Source organism: Corynebacterium sp. HMSC074C01 (genome assembly GCF_001814605.1).
Taxonomy (GTDB): domain Bacteria; phylum Actinomycetota; class Actinomycetes; order Mycobacteriales; family Mycobacteriaceae; genus Corynebacterium.
In genome coordinates, this window is record NZ_KV817280.1 from 85,001 (window position 1) to 101,902 (window position 16,902).

18 protein-coding genes and 2 tRNA genes (1 of these 20 running past the window's edge) are annotated in these 16,902 nt (G+C 59.6%); 3 read left to right on the forward strand and 17 right to left on the reverse strand.

All coding sequences use genetic code 11. The features are described 5' to 3' along the window. Window positions 1-12: 12 nt before the first annotated feature. Entirely contained in the window at window positions 13-621 is a 609-nt protein-coding gene (gene ruvA / locus HMPREF2978_RS06985; RefSeq protein WP_070744769.1) for a Holliday junction branch migration protein RuvA, read from the reverse strand. A 39-nt stretch (window positions 622-660) separates the two neighbouring features. Then, complete coding sequence (gene ruvC / locus HMPREF2978_RS06990; RefSeq protein ID WP_070744892.1) at window positions 661-1,272, reverse strand: crossover junction endodeoxyribonuclease RuvC; 612 nt, start codon at window positions 1,270-1,272, stop codon at window positions 661-663. Window positions 1,273-1,413: 141 nt separating this feature from the next. Between ruvC and HMPREF2978_RS06995 the strand changes: the two genes are divergently transcribed. Further along, on the forward strand, window positions 1,414-2,109 hold the full coding sequence (locus HMPREF2978_RS06995; RefSeq protein ID WP_083276479.1) for a nitroreductase: 696 nt from the start codon (window positions 1,414-1,416) through the stop codon (window positions 2,107-2,109). A 5-nt stretch (window positions 2,110-2,114) separates the two neighbouring features. Here the strand turns inward: HMPREF2978_RS06995 and HMPREF2978_RS07000 are convergent, their stop codons facing one another. Both HMPREF2978_RS07000 and HMPREF2978_RS07005 read right to left on the reverse strand, forming a co-directional pair. Then, window positions 2,115-2,870 (reverse strand): YebC/PmpR family DNA-binding transcriptional regulator, encoded by a 756-nt coding sequence (locus HMPREF2978_RS07000; RefSeq protein WP_070446794.1) that lies wholly within the window; start codon window positions 2,868-2,870, stop codon window positions 2,115-2,117. A 104-nt stretch (window positions 2,871-2,974) separates the two neighbouring features. Then, window positions 2,975-3,841, reverse strand: a complete 867-nt coding sequence (locus tag HMPREF2978_RS07005; protein ID WP_070744771.1) for an acyl-CoA thioesterase — start codon at window positions 3,839-3,841, stop codon at window positions 2,975-2,977. Window positions 3,842-3,943: 102 nt separating this feature from the next. Here HMPREF2978_RS07005 and HMPREF2978_RS07010 point away from each other — a divergent pair, with 102 nt between their 5' ends. Together HMPREF2978_RS07010 and HMPREF2978_RS07015 are read left to right on the forward strand one after the other, a co-directional pair. Continuing rightward, window positions 3,944-4,432, forward strand: a complete 489-nt coding sequence (locus HMPREF2978_RS07010; RefSeq protein WP_070744773.1) for a DUF3817 domain-containing protein — start codon at window positions 3,944-3,946, stop codon at window positions 4,430-4,432. A gap of 25 nt (window positions 4,433-4,457) precedes the next feature. Beyond that, a complete protein-coding gene (locus HMPREF2978_RS07015) occupies window positions 4,458-5,672 on the forward strand; it encodes a DUF2029 domain-containing protein (protein ID WP_070744775.1) in 1,215 nt (404 codons plus the stop codon). A gap of 13 nt (window positions 5,673-5,685) precedes the next feature. Here HMPREF2978_RS07015 and HMPREF2978_RS07020 read toward each other — a convergent pair whose 3' ends face one another. From HMPREF2978_RS07020 to HMPREF2978_RS13335, 13 genes are all read right to left on the reverse strand, one after another. Next, window positions 5,686-6,144 carry a LemA family protein gene (locus HMPREF2978_RS07020; RefSeq protein ID WP_070744777.1) on the reverse strand — a complete coding sequence of 153 codons (459 nt, stop codon included), beginning with the start codon at window positions 6,142-6,144 and terminating at the stop codon, window positions 5,686-5,688. Beyond that, the gene (locus HMPREF2978_RS07025) at window positions 6,145-7,245 is read right to left on the reverse strand and encodes a glycosyltransferase family 4 protein (RefSeq protein WP_070744781.1); all 1,101 of its coding nucleotides are present in this window, start codon (window positions 7,243-7,245) and stop codon (window positions 6,145-6,147) included. A gap of 18 nt (window positions 7,246-7,263) precedes the next feature. Next, entirely contained in the window at window positions 7,264-8,166 is a 903-nt protein-coding gene (locus HMPREF2978_RS07030) for a phosphatidylinositol mannoside acyltransferase (RefSeq protein ID WP_070744783.1), read from the reverse strand. Window positions 8,167-8,231: 65 nt separating this feature from the next. Further along, on the reverse strand, window positions 8,232-8,867 hold the full coding sequence (gene pgsA / locus HMPREF2978_RS07035) for a phosphatidylinositol phosphate synthase (RefSeq protein ID WP_010190189.1): 636 nt from the start codon (window positions 8,865-8,867) through the stop codon (window positions 8,232-8,234). After that, on the reverse strand, window positions 8,860-9,438 hold the full coding sequence (locus HMPREF2978_RS07040; protein ID WP_070744785.1) for an ATP adenylyltransferase: 579 nt from the start codon (window positions 9,436-9,438) through the stop codon (window positions 8,860-8,862). The genes pgsA and HMPREF2978_RS07040 overlap by 8 nt, the downstream gene beginning before the upstream one ends. A 45-nt stretch (window positions 9,439-9,483) precedes the next feature. Further along, entirely contained in the window at window positions 9,484-11,547 is a 2,064-nt protein-coding gene (thrS, locus tag HMPREF2978_RS07045) for a threonine--tRNA ligase (RefSeq protein ID WP_070744787.1), read from the reverse strand. Window positions 11,548-11,640: 93 nt separating this feature from the next. Then, window positions 11,641-12,912 carry a Dyp-type peroxidase gene (locus HMPREF2978_RS07050; protein WP_070744788.1) on the reverse strand — a complete coding sequence of 424 codons (1,272 nt, stop codon included), beginning with the start codon at window positions 12,910-12,912 and terminating at the stop codon, window positions 11,641-11,643. Between the two features lie 66 nt (window positions 12,913-12,978). After that, window positions 12,979-13,659: a copper chaperone PCu(A)C gene (locus tag HMPREF2978_RS07055; RefSeq protein WP_083316510.1), complete on the reverse strand. Its 681-nt coding sequence runs from the start codon at window positions 13,657-13,659 to the stop codon at window positions 12,979-12,981. 76 nt (window positions 13,660-13,735) lie between these two features. Beyond that, window positions 13,736-14,323 (reverse strand): copper resistance CopC family protein, encoded by a 588-nt coding sequence (locus HMPREF2978_RS07060; RefSeq protein WP_070527308.1) that lies wholly within the window; start codon window positions 14,321-14,323, stop codon window positions 13,736-13,738. Between the two features lie 252 nt (window positions 14,324-14,575). Next, window positions 14,576-16,081, reverse strand: a complete 1,506-nt coding sequence (locus HMPREF2978_RS07065; RefSeq protein WP_210398340.1) for a vWA domain-containing protein — start codon at window positions 16,079-16,081, stop codon at window positions 14,576-14,578. 61 nt (window positions 16,082-16,142) lie between these two features. Continuing rightward, window positions 16,143-16,598 (reverse strand): VWA domain-containing protein, encoded by a 456-nt coding sequence (locus HMPREF2978_RS13330; RefSeq protein ID WP_210398341.1) that lies wholly within the window; start codon window positions 16,596-16,598, stop codon window positions 16,143-16,145. A gap of 156 nt (window positions 16,599-16,754) precedes the next feature. Next, window positions 16,755-16,830: transfer RNA gene (locus HMPREF2978_RS07070), tRNA-Gly, on the reverse strand. A gap of 44 nt (window positions 16,831-16,874) precedes the next feature. Next, window positions 16,875-16,902, reverse strand: a tRNA-Val gene (locus tag HMPREF2978_RS13335); it runs 150 nt beyond the window's last position.

Consider the following 16,902-nt stretch of genomic DNA (forward strand, 5'->3'; position numbering starts at 1 on the left):
ACCCACTCTCCCCTATTTCTTGGCGCCGAGCTGGCTCAGCGCAGCGCGCAACACTACCGGCGTCGCCGCATCAGGTTGCTCTGCCACCACAGATTCCACCACGGGGCGGGCCATTTTATCAGTAAAGCCCAACCCAATAAGCGCTTCGACGACATCCTCAACCACCGGCCCGGCTGCGGCCGGGGCAGCAGCCGAGAGTTCTGCGTTATCTGCCGGCGCGAAGGCCTTGACCTTATCCTTGAGCTCTAGGATTAACCGTTGCGCAACGCGTTTGCCCACTCCCGGGATTTTCTGCAAGCGTGCGGCCTCCTCCCCCGCAATCGCCTGAGCCAAATCGCCCGCGCTCATCACGGACAGGGCAGCTAGAGCCAGTTTTGGCCCCAGGCCAGAAACCGTTTGGAGGACGTGGAACATATCGCGGTCATCCTGACTGGTGAAGCCGTAAAGCGTCATCGAGTCTTCCTTTACCACGAGCGTGGTCATGATCCGCGTTTCCTCGCCACGCTGTAGGGTTCCCAGCATGGCCGGGGTGGCCAGGACCTTATAGCCCACGCCAGCGCATTCCAGCACGGCATGATCAAGCTGGATGTCTAGGACGGTTCCGCGCAAAGATGCAATCATTAATAGGGTTCCTTGGTGTGAGTGGTTGTGCCAGTTAGCTTAGGAGGTCGTCTTCGCCGCCCGGGAGACGGATGCGGTACGCGGCGAGGTGCCGCGTACTCCGCTCGTTCGTGCCCCGGCCCCGACGCCAGCGCTCGCATCACCACCGGTCATCCATGCCAGGGCTGGCGCACGCCAGCAGTGACACACGGCTAGGGCTAGGGCATCCGCAGCGTCGGCCGGCTTAGGCGCCTCACTGAGCCCCAAGATTCGAGTAATCATGGCAGTCATCTGCTTCTTATCAGCGCGCCCATTGCCCGAAATTGCTTTTTTGACTTCGGAAGGGGTGTACATGTGCACCGGAATATCCCGCTCTGCTGCGGCAAGGACCAATACCCCAACTGCGTGCGCGGTCTGCATCACGGTTGAGACTTGACCGCGTTCGAATACGCGCTCGAGGGCCACGACATCCGGCTTATAGTCATCCATCCATTCCCGGACTGCCACCGATAGTCGCTTCAGGCGCTCCCCTAAGTCCTTGTCGCTGGGGGTGCGGACGACCCCTACGGCGATGGGAATGACCCCACGCCCACAACCGGCTTGGACAACTGACAGACCGCAACGCGTCAGACCGGGATCAATGCCCATAACGCGCAACCCCTCCAAGTTCACGGCCGCCTCCTCGCCCTTGTTACACGCGCCCTTGTGAAGCGCTTGTTTATCTAGGAACAGTGTACACACATGTGTTCTAGTCTAGGCAGTCCCCCAAGCCGCTTACTCGCCTCTCCTACTGCGCGGCGTAGAGTGGCGCGCATGTCTCAACATCCTAATGACTATTCAGAGTTTATCCGTTCCCGCCATTCACCGCGCGCATTCCTTCCGGAGCCGCTCCCCGCTGATGTCATAAAGCAGGTGCTTATCGACGCCCGATCCGCCCCCTCCAATTCCAATACCCAACCATGGAATGTGCACCTCGTCGGCGGTACGGCACTGCAAGAACTAAGCGCTGCTCTCATATCCGAATTCGATAAGAACGGCATCAACCCAGACTTCACGATTGATTACGGTCAAGGCGTTCACCCGCAGCGCTCTCAGCAACTGGCAGCCAAAATGTATGGGCTCCTCGGCATTGCCCGTGAGGATAAAGAAGCCCGCACGGAATTTATCCGTGAAAACCTTCGCTTCTTCGGCGCCCCGCACACCGCGCTGCTTTTCATTCCCCCGATGGGTGACCGCATCCGTGCCGCTTTTGACCAAGGCACCTATGCGGAGAATTTTTTGCTCTCGCTCCAGGCGCACGGCTATCACGGCGTCCCGCAGGGCATGATTTCGCTGCTCGCCCCAACCGTCCGTGAGTTCCTGGGCGTGGACGAGGATTACAAACTCGTCACCGCCCTAACTTTCGGCGTAGCAGACCAGTCCAGCCCCGTGTTCAAGACTGCCCCGGGCCGCGCACCATTGTCAGAGACGGTGACTGCTCATGGCATGGAAGGCCTCGAGCTCGACTAGCCTTCTTAGTCCTCGTCCAGCTCGGCGAGGACCTCTTCGCTTAAGTCCATGTTGGTATAAACGTTCTGGACATCATCCGAATCCTCGAGAGCATCGATGAGGCGGAAGATCTTGCGGGCATCATCTGCCTGCAGCGGCACCTCAACGGAAGCACGGAAGTCGGTATCGGTGTCATCGACCTCGATATCGGCAGCAACGAGCGCCTCGCGCACGGCAGGAACATCGCCCGGTGCGCAGGTGATCTCAAACTTCTCGCCGTTGTCATTGACCTCTTCGGCGCCGGCCTCGAGGACGGCGAGAAGGATGTCATCTTCACTGAGTTCGCCCTTCTCCACCATAACCAGACCGGTGCGGGAGAACATATATGCCACGGAACCGGACTCGCCGAGGTTGCCGCCATTCTTAGACATCGCAGTGCGGACGTCCGTCGCCGCACGGTTACGGTTATCCGTCAGGCACTCGATGAGCATGGCCACGCCGTTCGGGCCATAGCCCTCGTACATCACGGTTTCCCAATCGGCACCACCAGCCTCTTCGCCGGAACCGCGCTTGCGGGCGCGCTCAATGTTGTCGTTGGGAACGGAGGCCTTCTTAGCCTTCTTGATCATGTCATCAAGGGTGGGGTTGGCTGCGGGGTCACCGCCGCCGGTGCGTGCTGCCACCTCGATATTCTTGATCAGCTTGGCAAATTCCTTGCCACGCTTGGCATCGTTCGCCGCCTTCTTGTGCTTCGTTGTTGCCCATTTAGAGTGGCCTGCCATGTCATCCCTTTCGATGTGGCTTAAAAGACTTGTGTGGAAACTGTTGTAATTATACGGCCTCACCGAGCCTCCACCAGCACAGGGGGCCGTGCCCCGCCTGCATCCTAGACGTTTTGCCAATTGCCATTGGCGCTGGAGCCATCACTATCCGGATGCAAGGTGCGCGTCAGCCCCTCCTGCATCGCCACGGCCAGTAGCTCGCCGCGCTGGTTGAAAATCTTTCCCTGGGCAAGTCCCGTACCGGATTGCGCTGACGGGCTGGACTGCGAATACAGCATCCATTCATCCACCCGGACCGGGCGCAAGAACCACAGCGAATGATCCAAGCTGGCTAGCTGAATCCTTTCGCCTTGGTGCGGGAGAAGCGCCGTGCGGATCAACGTCATGTCAGACATATACAACAACGCTGCCTGGTGGAGGGATTGGTCAGAGGTAGCACCAAGCAGGTCACCGGTGTTGCGGAACCAGATATTTCTAAACCCTGCCCCGGTGGTTTCGGCGGCGACAGCATCGCGCTCCGCGTCCGGAATGAGCCGCACGTCCCAGTCTTCCCATTCCTTCAAAATGATGCGGGTGTAGTATGGCGAGTCCTTAATGCTCTCCGGTGGCGGTACCTGTGGCATTGCGGCTTGATGCTCAGGGCCGATATCCCCAGTCGCGTGGAAACCGGCGCTGAGCATGAAAATCATGCGGTCCTTTTGGTAGACCCGCACGTGGCGATGAGCAAAAGAACGGCCATCCCTAATCCGCTCGACCTGGATGGTAGTGGGAACGCTGGAATCGCCCGGGCCCACGAAGTAGCAGTGCATAGAGTGCACTAGCTTCTCATCGACAGTAAGCTGCGCTGCCCGCAGCGCCTGCGCCATGGTTTGTCCGCCAAAGGTGCGTGTAATGAGCGAGGGAACCACAGGGCCGCGGAACTCGTCGTCACCGATCCGCTCGATATCGACCGCCTGGGCCACCGATGCCATGTTCTGCTCCCCTTTCCTTTCTGTTATGGCGCTCGCCACACTAACCCCGACCATCCTACTCACGTGCTGATCCGCTCTCGGGAGTTGCGTACTATATTCCGCATGACTTCAACCACCCCGCACAGCGTGCACCGTGTGGCCGCGTACCTGGAAATGTTCACGTGGGGCCTGCTGATCTTCTCCATGATCCTCAAGTACTCCGGCACGACCGAAGTACTCACCCCCATCGCGGGAGGTATCCACGGCTTCGGTTTCCTCTGTTTCCTGCTCATGACGGCGCTGGTCTGGATCAATAACCGGTGGTCACTTGGCGTGGGAATTCTGGGGTTGGCCGTAACCGTAATCCCTTTCGCGGCCTTGCCCTTTGCTGTATGGGTATCGCGGCGCGGACTCGTCGCCGGCCCGTGGCGGTTTAGCAATGACGATGACGCGGAGCCACACGGTGTCTTCGACACGATCTTGGCGCAGGCCATTCGCCATCCGGTGCGCACCGCGCTCATTGCGCTGCTCGTCGTAGCCGTAGTCTTCAGCGTTCTGCTCATGTTAGGGCCACCCGTCGACGTCGAGTCCGCCATTGAAAATAATCGCTAAGGCCCCAAGTATTTGGGCTGGCTGGGTGCTGGCACGCCTTTTCCTTATCTACCTACTCCTCAACGAGAAGGGTCCGCTCGGGGACGTTCGGTATTACCTCGAGGGTGTCTACGGCGCTAACCCCAGCGACATGACGGAATATCCCCAAGTCGGTACCTGGCCCAGCGTTCTGCTCGCGTGGCTTACCGGCTACGACTTTGAGCGCTATGCCATCGGCTTTACGGCAATGATGCTGCTTGCCGACGCCACCTTCCTCGCCCTCCTCCTGCGCCATCACCGCTCCACCCCAGGGGCGTATAGCGCCGGGTGGTTCTGGGTATTCTTCGGCACCGCAGCGGGACATGTATTTACCTGGCGGCTCGATCTCTACCCCGCCTTATTGGTTGCCGGTGCGGGCGCACTTCTGGCCACCCGCCCGCGGCTTGCCTCGGTTCTGTTGGCTTGGGCCACCGCTGCGAAGCTGTGGCCCGGTGTCCTCGCTGCCGGGCTTGTCGGGCGCGCAACCTCCCGCGCTACGTGGCAGCGGCTAGCCGCGTTCTTTGGATGTCTCGTTGCCCTGTGCATCGGCGTGGCAGCAATGACCAGCGTGGACAGAGTTCTTTCCCCGTTGACTTATCAAGGAGAGCGCGGCCTCCAGATCGAATCTCTGGCCGCCACGTGGTTCGTGTACCAAGCTCATCGCCAGCCTGATGTGTGGACGATGGGATACGCGGCTTCGAAAAGCTATGAGATCTCCGGCCCTGGCGTCGACACGGCAGTTGCCTTGAGCAGTATCGCCATGGGAGCGGCCCTCGTGTGGATCATAGGGGTGGCACTCGTGCAATTTCTGCGCGGGAATTGGAGTCCGCACTCGACCCTTGTCTTCTTCATCGCGGCGATCCTCCTTCTCATCGCGACGAATAAGGTCTTCTCTCCGCAGTACATCGTGTGGCTTGGGCCGATACTAGCAGTGGCGCTTCGCTCTCCTACTCCCACGGCGGCCAATACCCCACGGAAGGCGGCCGCTGACATTAAAGGGGTACGCGCCATCATGGCGGTACTCGCTGTGGGAACGGCGGCCTTGGGAACCGTCATCTATCCCTATGGCTATAACTACATCTGGCTCTATGTGGGCGAAAACCCTAACCCGGTGTACGCACTCGTGTTGCGCAACCTCCTTATCGTGGCGATGACCGCTTGTGCCGTCTATTGGCATCTGCTTGAGTACCGCGTGGCAAGAGCAAATCAGGCGCGGGTGTGACAGGGCGGGTGAGTCACACGTCGATCTGGCTGAGCTCAAAGTACTCCGGCAATTTCGCGGTTCCCCCCAGACGCAGCAGCTTGACCGCGGGACGCAGGCGCAGCGCGCGAGTATCGCTGACTGCCTCGTTGTAGAAGCGATGCGCTAGGTGGATGCGACCTTCGGCGTCGGCAAGCACGGGCGGGCGTGATTCAAAACGCTGCGCAATAGCCGCCGAGAGCTCCCGTTCCCGGGTAGCTCGTTCATCGAAATGCCCTTGCACAAGCTCCGTTGACTCAGCGCGCGCCGCGATGACCTCAAGCTCAGGAGCCAAGGCACTTATCACTGCCGCGCGGCGATCCAGAGTGGCTTCAAGCTGCGCCAATGCTGCATCGGTGCGGATGTGGAGCGAGTTAAGCCGCTGCGCCGTGTACAGCGCCCACATACCGAGTACGAAGAGCACAGCGAGGGCGATAACTATCTCGATAGCCATTTAAGACACCCGAACCTTCGTGCCATCCGCCACAGTCTCGTATACCTGCATGACAGCTGCGGCCACATGATCCCAATCGTATTCGCGGGCACGCTCCACCCCCGCCTTAATCAAGGCTTGCCGCTTGTCGGAATGGGTCACCAAATCCTCCAACACCCGCGCTAAGTCCGTAGCATCCCCGTTCTTGAATAAGGCGCCCGCGGGTTCCTCCGAGTCTGCGTTGCACACCGCGGCGAAGGCCTCCAGATCTGAAGCCACCACTGCGCATCCAGCGGCCATTGCCTCAACAAGAACAATGCCGAAGCTTTCGCCGCCTGTATTGGGAGCCACATAAATATCAGCGCGCCCCAAAATAGCCGCCTTCTCGGCATCGCTGACACGCCCCACGAAGTCAACCCCCGGAACACGTCGCGGGTGTCCCCCGCCCATAACCGTCACCCGGACCGGTTGCGGGAGCAGCGTGAGTGCCTCAAGAAGAATGTCCAGGCCTTTTCGCGGCTCATCGAGGCGGCCCAAGAACACAATCTCAATTTCTGAATTATTCTCTTTATGCTCAGCGCGGGCACGCTCGCGCGCATAGACAGAGGTGTCGACCCCATTGGGGATGAGCACAGGGTCCCCTCCCAACTGCTCAACCTGCCAGCGGCGCGCCATCTCTGAAACCGCAATACCTCCCCGAACCTTTTCCAAGTACGGGCGAAGGAAAGGCTTGGCCAGGGTCAATACCAGAGAGCTCGAGGCCGAAGCATGGTACGTCGCCACGATGGGCCCGCGCACCACAGCCAGAGCAGCCATGGAATAACTTGGGGAGTTGGGTTCATGGATATGGAGGATGTCGAAATCCCCCTCGCGGATGAAGCGCTTGATATTTCGGTGCACGTGCGGGCCAATGGCAAGACGAGCCACGGAACCGTTATAGGTAATCGGCACCGCCCAGCCGCCCTTGCGAACAAAGCTGGGGACCTGCGTGCTTGTCGACGCCGGCCCCAGTACCTCCACATGGTGCCCTTGTTCAATAAACACGGTCGCTAAGTCAAGGATGTGGGCCTGAACCCCACCAGGTTCGTCGAAGGAATAGGGGCAGATAATACCTATGCGCATGGTCTGTGTTCTGCCTTTCTACTTCTTCTGGCGGGAAGCGCGCCGGCGTTCTACGTCGGCGTTCCAGTGTGGCTGCAACATGTGCCAGTCTTCTGGATGTGCCCTGATGTTCTCCACAAAGCCATCCGCGAGGCGCTGGCACGTCTCCTGCAGGTCAGTGACCTCCACTTCGGGGCTGACGGACAACCCCCAACCCTTACCGTCAAACCACGAGTGCACGACGTGGAGTGCAGCTCCTGTCTCGATGGCCAGCTGGGCGGGGCCGGCGGCAACATTAGCCTTTTCGCCCATGAAGTCTACCGTCACGCCGGTGCGCGTGAGGTCCCGCTCGGATAACAAACACACCACCCCACCGCGTTCCAGCGTGTCCTTCAAACGCGGGTAAGGAGAAGAATTGCCACCGGTCAGTGGCAGGACAGTGAAGCCAAGACTCTCGCGGTAGTCCACGAAGGCGTCGAAAAGCACCTCTGGCTTCAAGCGCTCAGCCACCGTCGTGAAGCCGCCATAGTGCCCCACACAAAAGACACCCGCCATGTCCCAGTTGCCTGAATGCGGAAGCGCGAAAACCACCCCGCGCCCGGAAGCCACGGAGGCATCTGCATGTTCCTTGCCGCGCAGGCCTGCCAATAGACTCCTCTGCAGATCAGGGTCCGAATGGATGGCAGGCAGACGGAAAGCCTCGAGCCAGTAGCGCATATAGGAGCGCATCGAATCCCGGACCAGTTCCCGCGTGACATTCTCCGCCCCCACCACCCTGCTCAGGTTCTGGCGCAGCTGTTCCATGCCTTGGCCGTTATCACTTGCCAGATCCGCACCGCGTTCAAACAGCCAAGCAGCCAGCGGCTGGGGAAGGAAGCGCACAACCTTCCAGCACGCGATGTATGCGGCGGCGGTCAGCCGGTCACGGTCCAGTAGAGCCACGGTTCGGGAGCCTTTCTGTGTGGGCCGGGGGCGCGATACCTTCCGGGGTGGAAGAGGGTGTCGGGCTAAAGGTGCTTCAGATCCTTCTTGAAACGCGCTTTAGTGTCCTGACGCGCTGCTTGGCGCATCCGCTGGTAGATGGTGAAGGCAGAGCCCACGGCCAGCAGCCACAGGGCAACCTCGAGTGCATAAGGCACGCCCAAGCCTTCCAGGCCCACGCCGCCGAGGCCCAAGATAAGCCGCTCGGGGCGCTCGACGAGTCCGCCGACCATTTTAAAACCGGAGGCTTCGCCGCGCGCCTTGACATAGGAGATGACCTGGGAACTCACGAGCACCACCATGCAGGCGGCGAAGTTAATCGGGTGGGCGTTATCGACGTACACCATCCAATAGGCGATTGCTGCGAACAAAGCGCCGTCGGTAATGCGATCGCAGGAGGCGTCGAGAGTCGCGCCGAAGTTGGATCCGCCGGTGGTCAGGCGCGCCATGGTGCCGTCGAGCATGTCGAAAGCGGCGAAGAGTCCCGACAGCAGCGCAGCCGCAAAGAGGTGATCAAGCGGGATCAGGATAACCGAAATAGCAATCGTGACGATCGTGCCCACGACGGTAACGACATTGGGTGTCAGCCCCATCTTCAGGAAGAGTTTGGCCACTGGGACCACAACCACGGCGGCGGGTTTGCGCCCATGAACACTAAGCATGCGCTTCTCCTGAAATGATTCCCTCAGCGGCGAGCTCCGCCCACCCCTGCGCCAACAGGGAGCGGGTGTCTTTGAGGAGCTGCGGCAGCACTTTAACGCCATCCACAATAGTCATGAAGTTTGAATCTCCGCTCCAGCGCGGAACGATGTGCATGTGCAGGTGCTGCCCCACCGATCCGCCCGAGGCCCGCCCCAGGTTAAAGCCTGCGTTGACGGCATCGGGGCCGGACACCTTCTTAAGGACCCGGATGGCGGCCTGTGTAAACTGGAAGAGCTCGCGAGATTCTTCCTCAGTGAGGTTTTCCAGCTCAGATTCTTGGCGGTATGGGATCACCATCATGTGCCCGGCGTTGTAGGGATAGAGGTTGAGAACACAATAGACAAGCTCGCCGCGGGCAACGATGAGCCCGTCCTCGTCCGACATCTGTGGAATCTCCACGAACGGATTATGGGCTTCCTTTGGCACGTCGCCGGCGCCGCCCTCACGCTTGATGTAGCTCATACGGTACGGCGCCCACAGGCGCTCTAAGCGGTCGGGGGTTCCCAGGCCGGTATCGACGTATTCTCCCACTCTTAGTATTCTCCCTTTCTAGCCTCTGCCTAGGTGCATATGCATCTAGACGCGCTCGGCGATGCTGTCCTTCGTCGGTTGCTCGTTGTTGCGCTCACGAACCCAAGCCTCGATGACGTTGACCGCAGCTTCCACGGGCACGCCGTTAACCTGCGTGCCGTCAAGGAAACGGAAGGACACGGCGTCTGCCTCGACGTCGCGCTCACCTGCCAGGAGCATGAACGGGACCTTGCCGGTGGTGTGGTTGCGGATCTTCTTCTGCATGCGGTCATCAGAGGTATCGACGTCAGCGCGCAGGCCGCGGGAGCGCAGCTCGGCACAGACCTTCTCGAGGTGCGGGGCGAAGGTATCCGCCACCGGGATTCCCACCACCTGATGCGGTGCCAGCCATGCCGGGAAGGCGCCGGCGTAGTGCTCAAGTAGCACACCGAAGAAACGCTCGATGGAACCGAAAAGTGCGCGGTGAATCATGATCGGGCGCTGCTTGGAGCCATCCGACGCGGTGTACTCAAGCTCGAAGCGCTCCGGCAGGTTGAAGTCCAGCTGCACGGTGGACATCTGCCAGGTACGGCCGATGGCATCGCGAGCCTGAACGGAAATCTTCGGGCCGTAGAATGCTGCACCCGCTGGATCCGGGACCAGCTCGAGGCCGGACTTCTCCGCAACCGACTGCAAGATAGCCGTCGAGCGCTCCCAGATCTCATCCGAGCCAACGTACTTGTTCGGGTCCTTAGTGGACAGCTCGAGGTAGAAGTCATCCAGGCCGTAGTCCTTGAGCAAGGAAATGATGAACTCCAGAACCTTGGTCAGCTCTTCTTCGAGCTGCTCCGGGGTGCAGTAAATGTGGGAGTCATCCTGGGTAAAGCCGCGGGCGCGGGTCAGGCCGTGGATAACGCCCGACTTCTCGTAACGGTAGACCGTTCCGAACTCGAAGAGGCGCAGCGGCAACTCACGGTAGGAACGACCACGAGAAGCGAAGATGAGGTTGTGCATCGGGCAGTTCATCGGCTTGGCGTAGTAGTCCTGCGGCTGCTTGGTGCAGTTGCCGTCCTCATCCCACTCACCGTCGAGCTGCATCGGCGGGAACATACCATCCGCGTAGAAATCCAGGTGGCCGGACTTCTTGAACAGGTCGCCCTTGGTCAGGTGCGGGGTGGACACGAAGGAGTAGCCGTCCGCAATGTGGCGGCGGCGGGAGTGCTCCTCCATCTCCATGCGCACCGTGGCGCCATTGGGGTGGAACACCGGGAAACCAGAGCCAATCTCATCCGGGAAGGAGAACAGGTCCAGCTCAGCGCCCAAGCGGCGGTGGTCGCGCTTCTCAGCTTCTTCGACCATGGTCTTGTAGGACTCCAGGGCCTCCTTGGACTCGAAGGCGGTGCCGTAGATACGCTGCAGACCAGCCTTGGACTGGTCACCGCGCCAGTAGGCGGCAGAAGAACGCGTCAGGGCAAATGCTGGAATGTACTTGGTGGTCGGAACGTGCGGGCCGCGGCACAGATCGAACCACTCGACCTCGCCGGTGCGCGGGTTGACGTTGTCGTAGTGAGTCAGATCCCCGGCACCCACCTCAGCGGCCTCGTCGGAATCAGGGTCCACGTTGCCCTTGTCCTGGACCAGCTCGAGCTTAAACGGCTCGGCAGCAAGCGCCTGCTCTGCTTCCTCCGGGGAGGAGTAGACGTGGCGCTCAAATCGCTGGCCGCCCTTGATGATCTTCTTCATGCGCTTCTCAATGGCCTTCAGGTCCTCTGGGGTGAAGGGCTCAGCGGTCTGGAAGTCGAAGTAAAAGCCGTTCTCGATGGCCGGGCCAATACCCAGCTTGGTACCGGGGAATTCCGCCTGCACGGCCTGGGCCATGACGTGTCCGCAGGAGTGGCGGATAACGGCGCGGCCGTCTTCCTCGCAGGCAGCAACCGGAGTGAACTCGGCGTCAGTGTCCGGAGTGTGGGAAAGGTCGTAGAGAGTACCATCGGCGCCGCGGACGACGACTACTGCTTCGGGGCCCTTGTTGGGCAGCTCATGCTCGCGCATCGCTGCTCCCACGGCAGTACCGGCCGGGACCGTGATTGGTTCGTAGTTCACCGGGACTGCTGGAATCATTTCCGCCATGACTTGGTGCGCTCCTTTGCGCTCACGCGCCACTCGACATACCTGGCCGAGCAGCACTCAACGAGAAAGTTACAGCGGCTTAGTCTACCCCTCTTAACTGCGGATGAGCGATTCGCCCCAGAAGGTTTCACCCTCAGTTCCGGCCGGCATGTAGTAGACGGCCGAACCAATGTGGGTAATCCACTCGTTGAGACGATCCGCTTCATCAAGACGTGCCTGAATGGGCTCAAACTGGGCCGTTGGATCCTTCTGGTAGCAGATGAAGATCAATCCAGCGTTACTGAGCTCTTCGCGCTTGGTGGTCTCCGGAGTCGGCGGCAGGTTGTAGTTATACGGGCGACGCAGAAGCTTTTGCTCCGGATGCTCTGCCGGCGGATGCGCTCTGGCGACATGCGAGTTTTCATCAATGGCTTTGAGCCCAAACTCGTTTCGCGCATCCAGATCCACCGGGTCAAACTCGTCCTTAGCGCCTATAGGAGCTCCGGTATCAAGCGTGCGTCCAGTCGAGTTTTCGCGTGCCGCGCGATCAAGCTGCTCCCATGTATCCAGGTTCATGTGGATGCGGCGCACCACCATGGCGCTGCCGCCAGCGAAGGGGCCTTCTTCGATCCACACTTGCTCGTTGAAGTCTTCATCGCTTCGGGGATTGACCGTTCCGTCCTTTTGCCCGAAGAGGTTGCGCGGAGTAACACCCTTCGGTGCAGAACCATAGGCATGGCTGAATCCCTGCTGGATCCAGGCAACGTCAGCATAATCTTTGCCCGCGCGGGTCATATGCCGCAACACGAAGGCAGCAGTGAAAGGATCATCGCTGCAGATCTGCAGGACGATATCCGTCTGGCCCCATTCCGGGCGGAGGTCATCGTGGTCAAAAGGCTGGATATCGCGCAGCCAGCTGGGCTTGGCGACGTCCACCGTGTCGAAAAATCCCTCTCCCCAACCGCACGTAATGGTGAGGTTTGCTGGGGTGGTAGACAATTCGGGTTCGAGGCTGCCCAACGGGTTCTCACCGGTGCACAGGCGGCGGGCATCTTCCGTCCACAGGCGCATGAGCGCGGCCGCGCCGCGAGCGGTGGTCCCCTTTTTCAGGTTAAAGCCCACCAGTTCCACGTGCGCCTGGACTGGAGTTTGGATGCCCGCTTGGTGCTTGCCGTCGAAGGCGACGATATCGCCACCCATGGTCTCCTCGCGGCTTTCCGGGCCGGTGCTTCCGGCGTCACCAGCCTGCGCTGCGCGGGAGGCATCCGCAGATGCCTGTCCAGGTTCATCCCCTTTCGCACAGCTTGCAAGCGCTACCGCGCTTGCCGCCACAGCACTTCCGGCGAGCAATCCACGCCGACTGACAGGTTCCACGAACCCGCTCATCTTTGATTTCTCCCTATCTCGTGAGAACCGATTTCTTGCCTACCTTGGCCCGGAACACGCTGGTTTCTAGTGCGCGTGCTCTTCCTTCTTCATGTCAGACATGTCTGCGGACTCCGAATGGTCCATGTGCTCTGCATGGTCCATGGATCCGTGGTCCATATCGCCGTGGTTCATGTGGCCCATATCGCCGTAGTCTTCATCGCCGGCACCAATGGTGCGCACCGGGATGTCACCGAGCTCGATCGTGGAACCGTCGGCAAGCTCCAGTGTGAGGGTGGCAGTCTCGCCGGCCATAGCAGGCTCGGTCACTCCCATCAACATGAAGTGGAAACCGCCCGGCGCGAGCTCGAGGGATTCGCCGGCAGGAATATCGAAGCCGCCTTCCTTCTCCTGCATGACGCCATCGACAACCTCATGGATCTCGTAGTGCTTCGCCTTCACCGAAGAGCTGAAGCCAACCACGTTGATGTCCTTGTCCGTGTCGTTGTGGAGAGTGCCGAAGATAGCGGTCATATCGGAGTCCTTCTCCATAGCGCGCACAACAGCATCCTCGAAAGTTACGCCAGACTCAGCGGAGGAAGAAGCCGAAGCACTGGTCTCTGCATCCTTGTCCTTCTCAGCGCTGGTTGCAGCGCTCGACGGAGCTGCGGCGGAATCCTCTTCGCTCGGGGAGCAAGCCGCCAAGGTCAGGCTACCAGCCGCGAGAGCCGCCAGGGAGACTCGGAGGAAAGAACGGGTATTCAGCATGGAACATGCCTTTCTGCAGTAACAGTAGTTAAGGAAAGTGCGGATTGACCCTCGCCTCATCGGAGGCGGGTGGTGTTTAGTCTTCTGAGCCTTCTCCACCTGCGCGGCGGGTCTTTGCTCCGAAGGCAAAGAGCGCTGCGCCGACGACGAGAACCGCTCCTACGCCAATGATCCATTTGGCCGCGGTGGGCAAGGAACTCAACGGATCCTGAGACTCCTGTGCCTCTTCGCCTTCCTGGGAGCCATCGGCCGAAGCATCTGCGGCCTCATTCCCGCCGGCCCCAGAGCCCACGCTAAACGGCACGGAACCGAGCGTGGAGTGACCATCGGAGGAGGTAATGCGGAAACCTACCTGGTATTCACCATCACCAGGTTCAATGTCCTGAGGAACCTCAACAGTGAGATTGCGGCCATCAATGGTTGGGGTGGCGTCAAAAAGCACCTCGCCGCTTGACTTATCGCTCACGGCAAAAGTATTGAAGTCATCCCGGGGAATACCAGAGAACTCCAGCGTGATTTCGCGGGGGAATTCCTCCAGCGGTGCGTCACCCACCACGTTTCCGCCAATGACTGAGTCATGTGCCACCGCTAGCGGCGCGGACAACCCAATCGCAAGGCCCGCGGCCCCAGCGGCAATTCCCGTAGTGACCTGACGCAGCTGCATTTCCCGGACTACTCCTTGATGGTCTGATGAAACTTTTGATTGAAGGTTCCCTCATCCTATCGCCGGGAGGGATCCTCGAGCCAATCCTTACCCCGCACGGAATGTGCGAGGTTAACAACTAGTCGCTGCGACGAGGAGGAAAGTTCCCCGCCGCAGCGAATCTTGTTGAAAAATGTTTCATCGCGAGCGTTTGCTGCGAGTTTTACCTTCCACGACCTCGGAGAAGAAATACCAGAAGGACAATGAGAGCAATCAAGAAGATAAGGCCCGCCGCCCCAGTACGTATAGAAGCCCCCTCATCGTCTTACCGGACTTGTCATCGGCACCGCGACCTTGCTCCTTCGCATCCGTCTTGATTCCGTCCAAAGGGCGAGACTCTTCGGTTTTGTCCCTGACTGGCTCGTACTTCGGCCCCTGAATAGGATCACCCAACACTTTGGACGTGAGGTAATACTTCATGGTGGCACGCTTATCAGTGAGGTTGTCGCCGCTCTCCCCTAAATCATCCCCCTTGCCCGCTCCTAGCGTCACCACGATGTAGTAGTCCCCCTCCAACCAGTTCGCGTTGCCATAAGAGGGTGCGGCATCCGAGCTGAAGCGGTTGGTAAAAGCAGTAGGGCTTGCTGCCGAAGCCGATCCCTCATCCCCCTCATTGGGCCAGATCAAAAACTCATGCTCTCCAGCTTTCTCACGAACTGGATTGAGAATAGACACATCGAGGCCTGAGTACTGGAGAGCCTTCTCATCCGAAACCTCTCCAGCTCTAATTGCGGCAGCCAACTGCTGCCCTTCCTTCATGGGGACCTTGTAGACGTGCGCTTCGCCCTGAACAATGTCGGTTTCGATGGTCTGACCGCTACGAAGCTCCGTGGCATTGTCAAACCAGTTTCCGGGAGCCATCTGTTCAGCACCGTTGGCGTTGGCATGGAGTTCGCCGTCCAGCTCGCTGCTAAGACCACTTACAAGCTCGTCAATGTTGGATACTGGGTCAACACGGTGAAGCAGGATCTCCACGTCGATAGGTTCATCGGCCTTGTACTGGCCTGCGCGCATCGCCGTCAAGACTAAGTCGCCCTGGCAATTCTTGGAACCGATTTCGTAGGTATACGCGCTAGTGTTTGGCAAGGCCTCAGATACAGAGCCGGTGTCCGCACTGTCCCAGTCAGCTGTGCAATCATCTGCGCCTTCGTCACCACCATGCGTACCCGTTGGCGGTTCCCTACCATCGCCGAAAAACGTCTTCAAAAACAGGTCGTTCGGTGTTCCCACTGCACCTTCGAGTGTCTTGTACATCGTCGCCACATAGCGCTCACCCGGCTTGACGGGGATAGACCATGACTCAGCATGGAAATCGGTACGAGACTCCTTGCCAGCATTCGGCGGGGCATCCAACTCGGCGCGAAAGATGAAGTCCTCTCCTGACTCCCAACGCGGCAGCTCCGTTGGCTGTGAGATATCTTTGCTACCTTCAATGTGTTCGACATCGGATTGGTAGATGTCCGCGGCGCGTCCAGCGGCCTTCTTAATCATTGACGCCAGTGAGTCTGCATCATCGGCGTCGAGATATTCGCCGCCTGCGGCGTCTGCAATGCAGGTAAGCTCCTTGCGGGCTTCCTCATCGACGTTAAAGCCAATGGTGTTGATGACTAGGTCAATGCCCTGCTCGTGGAGTTCCTTGGCCACCTCACATACTGGCGGCGGCGCGCAGGTATCGATTCCATCAGAGACAAGCACAATGGTGCCGTGCTGACCGCCCAATCCCTCGGCGGCCTTCTTCAGGGAATCACCAATCGGGGTATAGCCCTTCGCCTGGAGTGCATCAATTAGGACCCGTGAAGGAGTCCCCTACGTCCTCTTTAGGACCGCTGACCACGTGGATGTCCTGGCACCCTGCTTCTTGGTTCTCTGGTGCCTCGTCGACCGTACCGCCATAGGTAACGAGTCCCAGTGGAATGGTGCCACCGAGTTCAGATACGAATTTCTTCGTTGCGTCTTTCGCCGCGTCGAGACGAGTCTGCCCGCCAGCGTCTTGCACATTCATCGAGCCAGAGGAGTCGAGGACAAGCATCGTTGCACCACTCTGGGAATCGGCGGCACCCCCATTGGGGACGGCTTCAGAGCTCGGCTCGGCACTGGAAGTCACCCCTGTGGGATTCTGTGCAAAAGCTGGCACCGACGCCGGGCTGAGAAACGCGATGACAAGCACTGCGAGAATAGCAAAGACCCCGCGTAACAGGCCCTGCGGGGAAGACAAAGGTGGAGAAATGGCTTTCATGATGTCTGCTTTCTTGAGACGGCAAGACTGTGAGAAACATCATAAACAGCCGGCTGGCGGTTCTCTCGTCGACGGGGAAGAGCCCCCTCCGCCGGCCTTGGAAGTCGTAATACAGAAAACCAAAAGTACCCCTCCAAACTGGAGGGGCACTCAATGTGGAGCGGATGACGAGACTCGAACTCGCGACCCTCACCTTGGCAAGGTGATGCGCTACCAACTGCGCTACATCCGCGTGGCAAGGCGGAGCTTGCCATGGAGTCCGCAAGGAACTCCTTGTGCGCGATACTGGGATTGAACCAGTGAC

Bases quoted from the DNA above. Each gene is read 5' to 3' on its own strand.
- ruvA (WP_070744769.1), bottom strand. From the start codon at position 621: ATGATTGCATCTTTGCGCGGAACCGTCCTAGACATCCAGCTTGATCAT.
- HMPREF2978_RS06995 (WP_083276479.1), top strand. From the start codon at position 1,414: ATGTCTCAACATCCTAATGACTATTCAGAGTTTATCCGTTCCCGCCAT.
- HMPREF2978_RS07000 (WP_070446794.1), bottom strand. From the start codon at position 2,870: ATGGCAGGCCACTCTAAATGGGCAACAACGAAGCACAAGAAGGCGGCG.
- HMPREF2978_RS07005 (WP_070744771.1), bottom strand. From the start codon at position 3,841: ATGGCATCGGTGGCCCAGGCGGTCGATATCGAGCGGATCGGTGACGAC.
- HMPREF2978_RS07010 (WP_070744773.1), top strand. From the start codon at position 3,944: ATGACTTCAACCACCCCGCACAGCGTGCACCGTGTGGCCGCGTACCTG.
- HMPREF2978_RS07020 (WP_070744777.1), bottom strand. From the start codon at position 6,144: ATGGCTATCGAGATAGTTATCGCCCTCGCTGTGCTCTTCGTACTCGGT.
- HMPREF2978_RS07025 (WP_070744781.1), bottom strand. From the start codon at position 7,245: ATGCGCATAGGTATTATCTGCCCCTATTCCTTCGACGAACCTGGTGGG.
- pgsA (WP_010190189.1), bottom strand. From the start codon at position 8,867: ATGCTTAGTGTTCATGGGCGCAAACCCGCCGCCGTGGTTGTGGTCCCA.
- thrS (WP_070744787.1), bottom strand. From the start codon at position 11,547: ATGGCGGAAATGATTCCAGCAGTCCCGGTGAACTACGAACCAATCACG.
- HMPREF2978_RS07050 (WP_070744788.1), bottom strand. From the start codon at position 12,912: ATGAGCGGGTTCGTGGAACCTGTCAGTCGGCGTGGATTGCTCGCCGGA.
- HMPREF2978_RS07055 (WP_083316510.1), bottom strand. From the start codon at position 13,659: ATGCTGAATACCCGTTCTTTCCTCCGAGTCTCCCTGGCGGCTCTCGCG.
- HMPREF2978_RS07060 (WP_070527308.1), bottom strand. From the start codon at position 14,323: ATGCAGCTGCGTCAGGTCACTACGGGAATTGCCGCTGGGGCCGCGGGC.
- HMPREF2978_RS13330 (WP_210398341.1), bottom strand. From the start codon at position 16,598: ATGAAAGCCATTTCTCCACCTTTGTCTTCCCCGCAGGGCCTGTTACGC.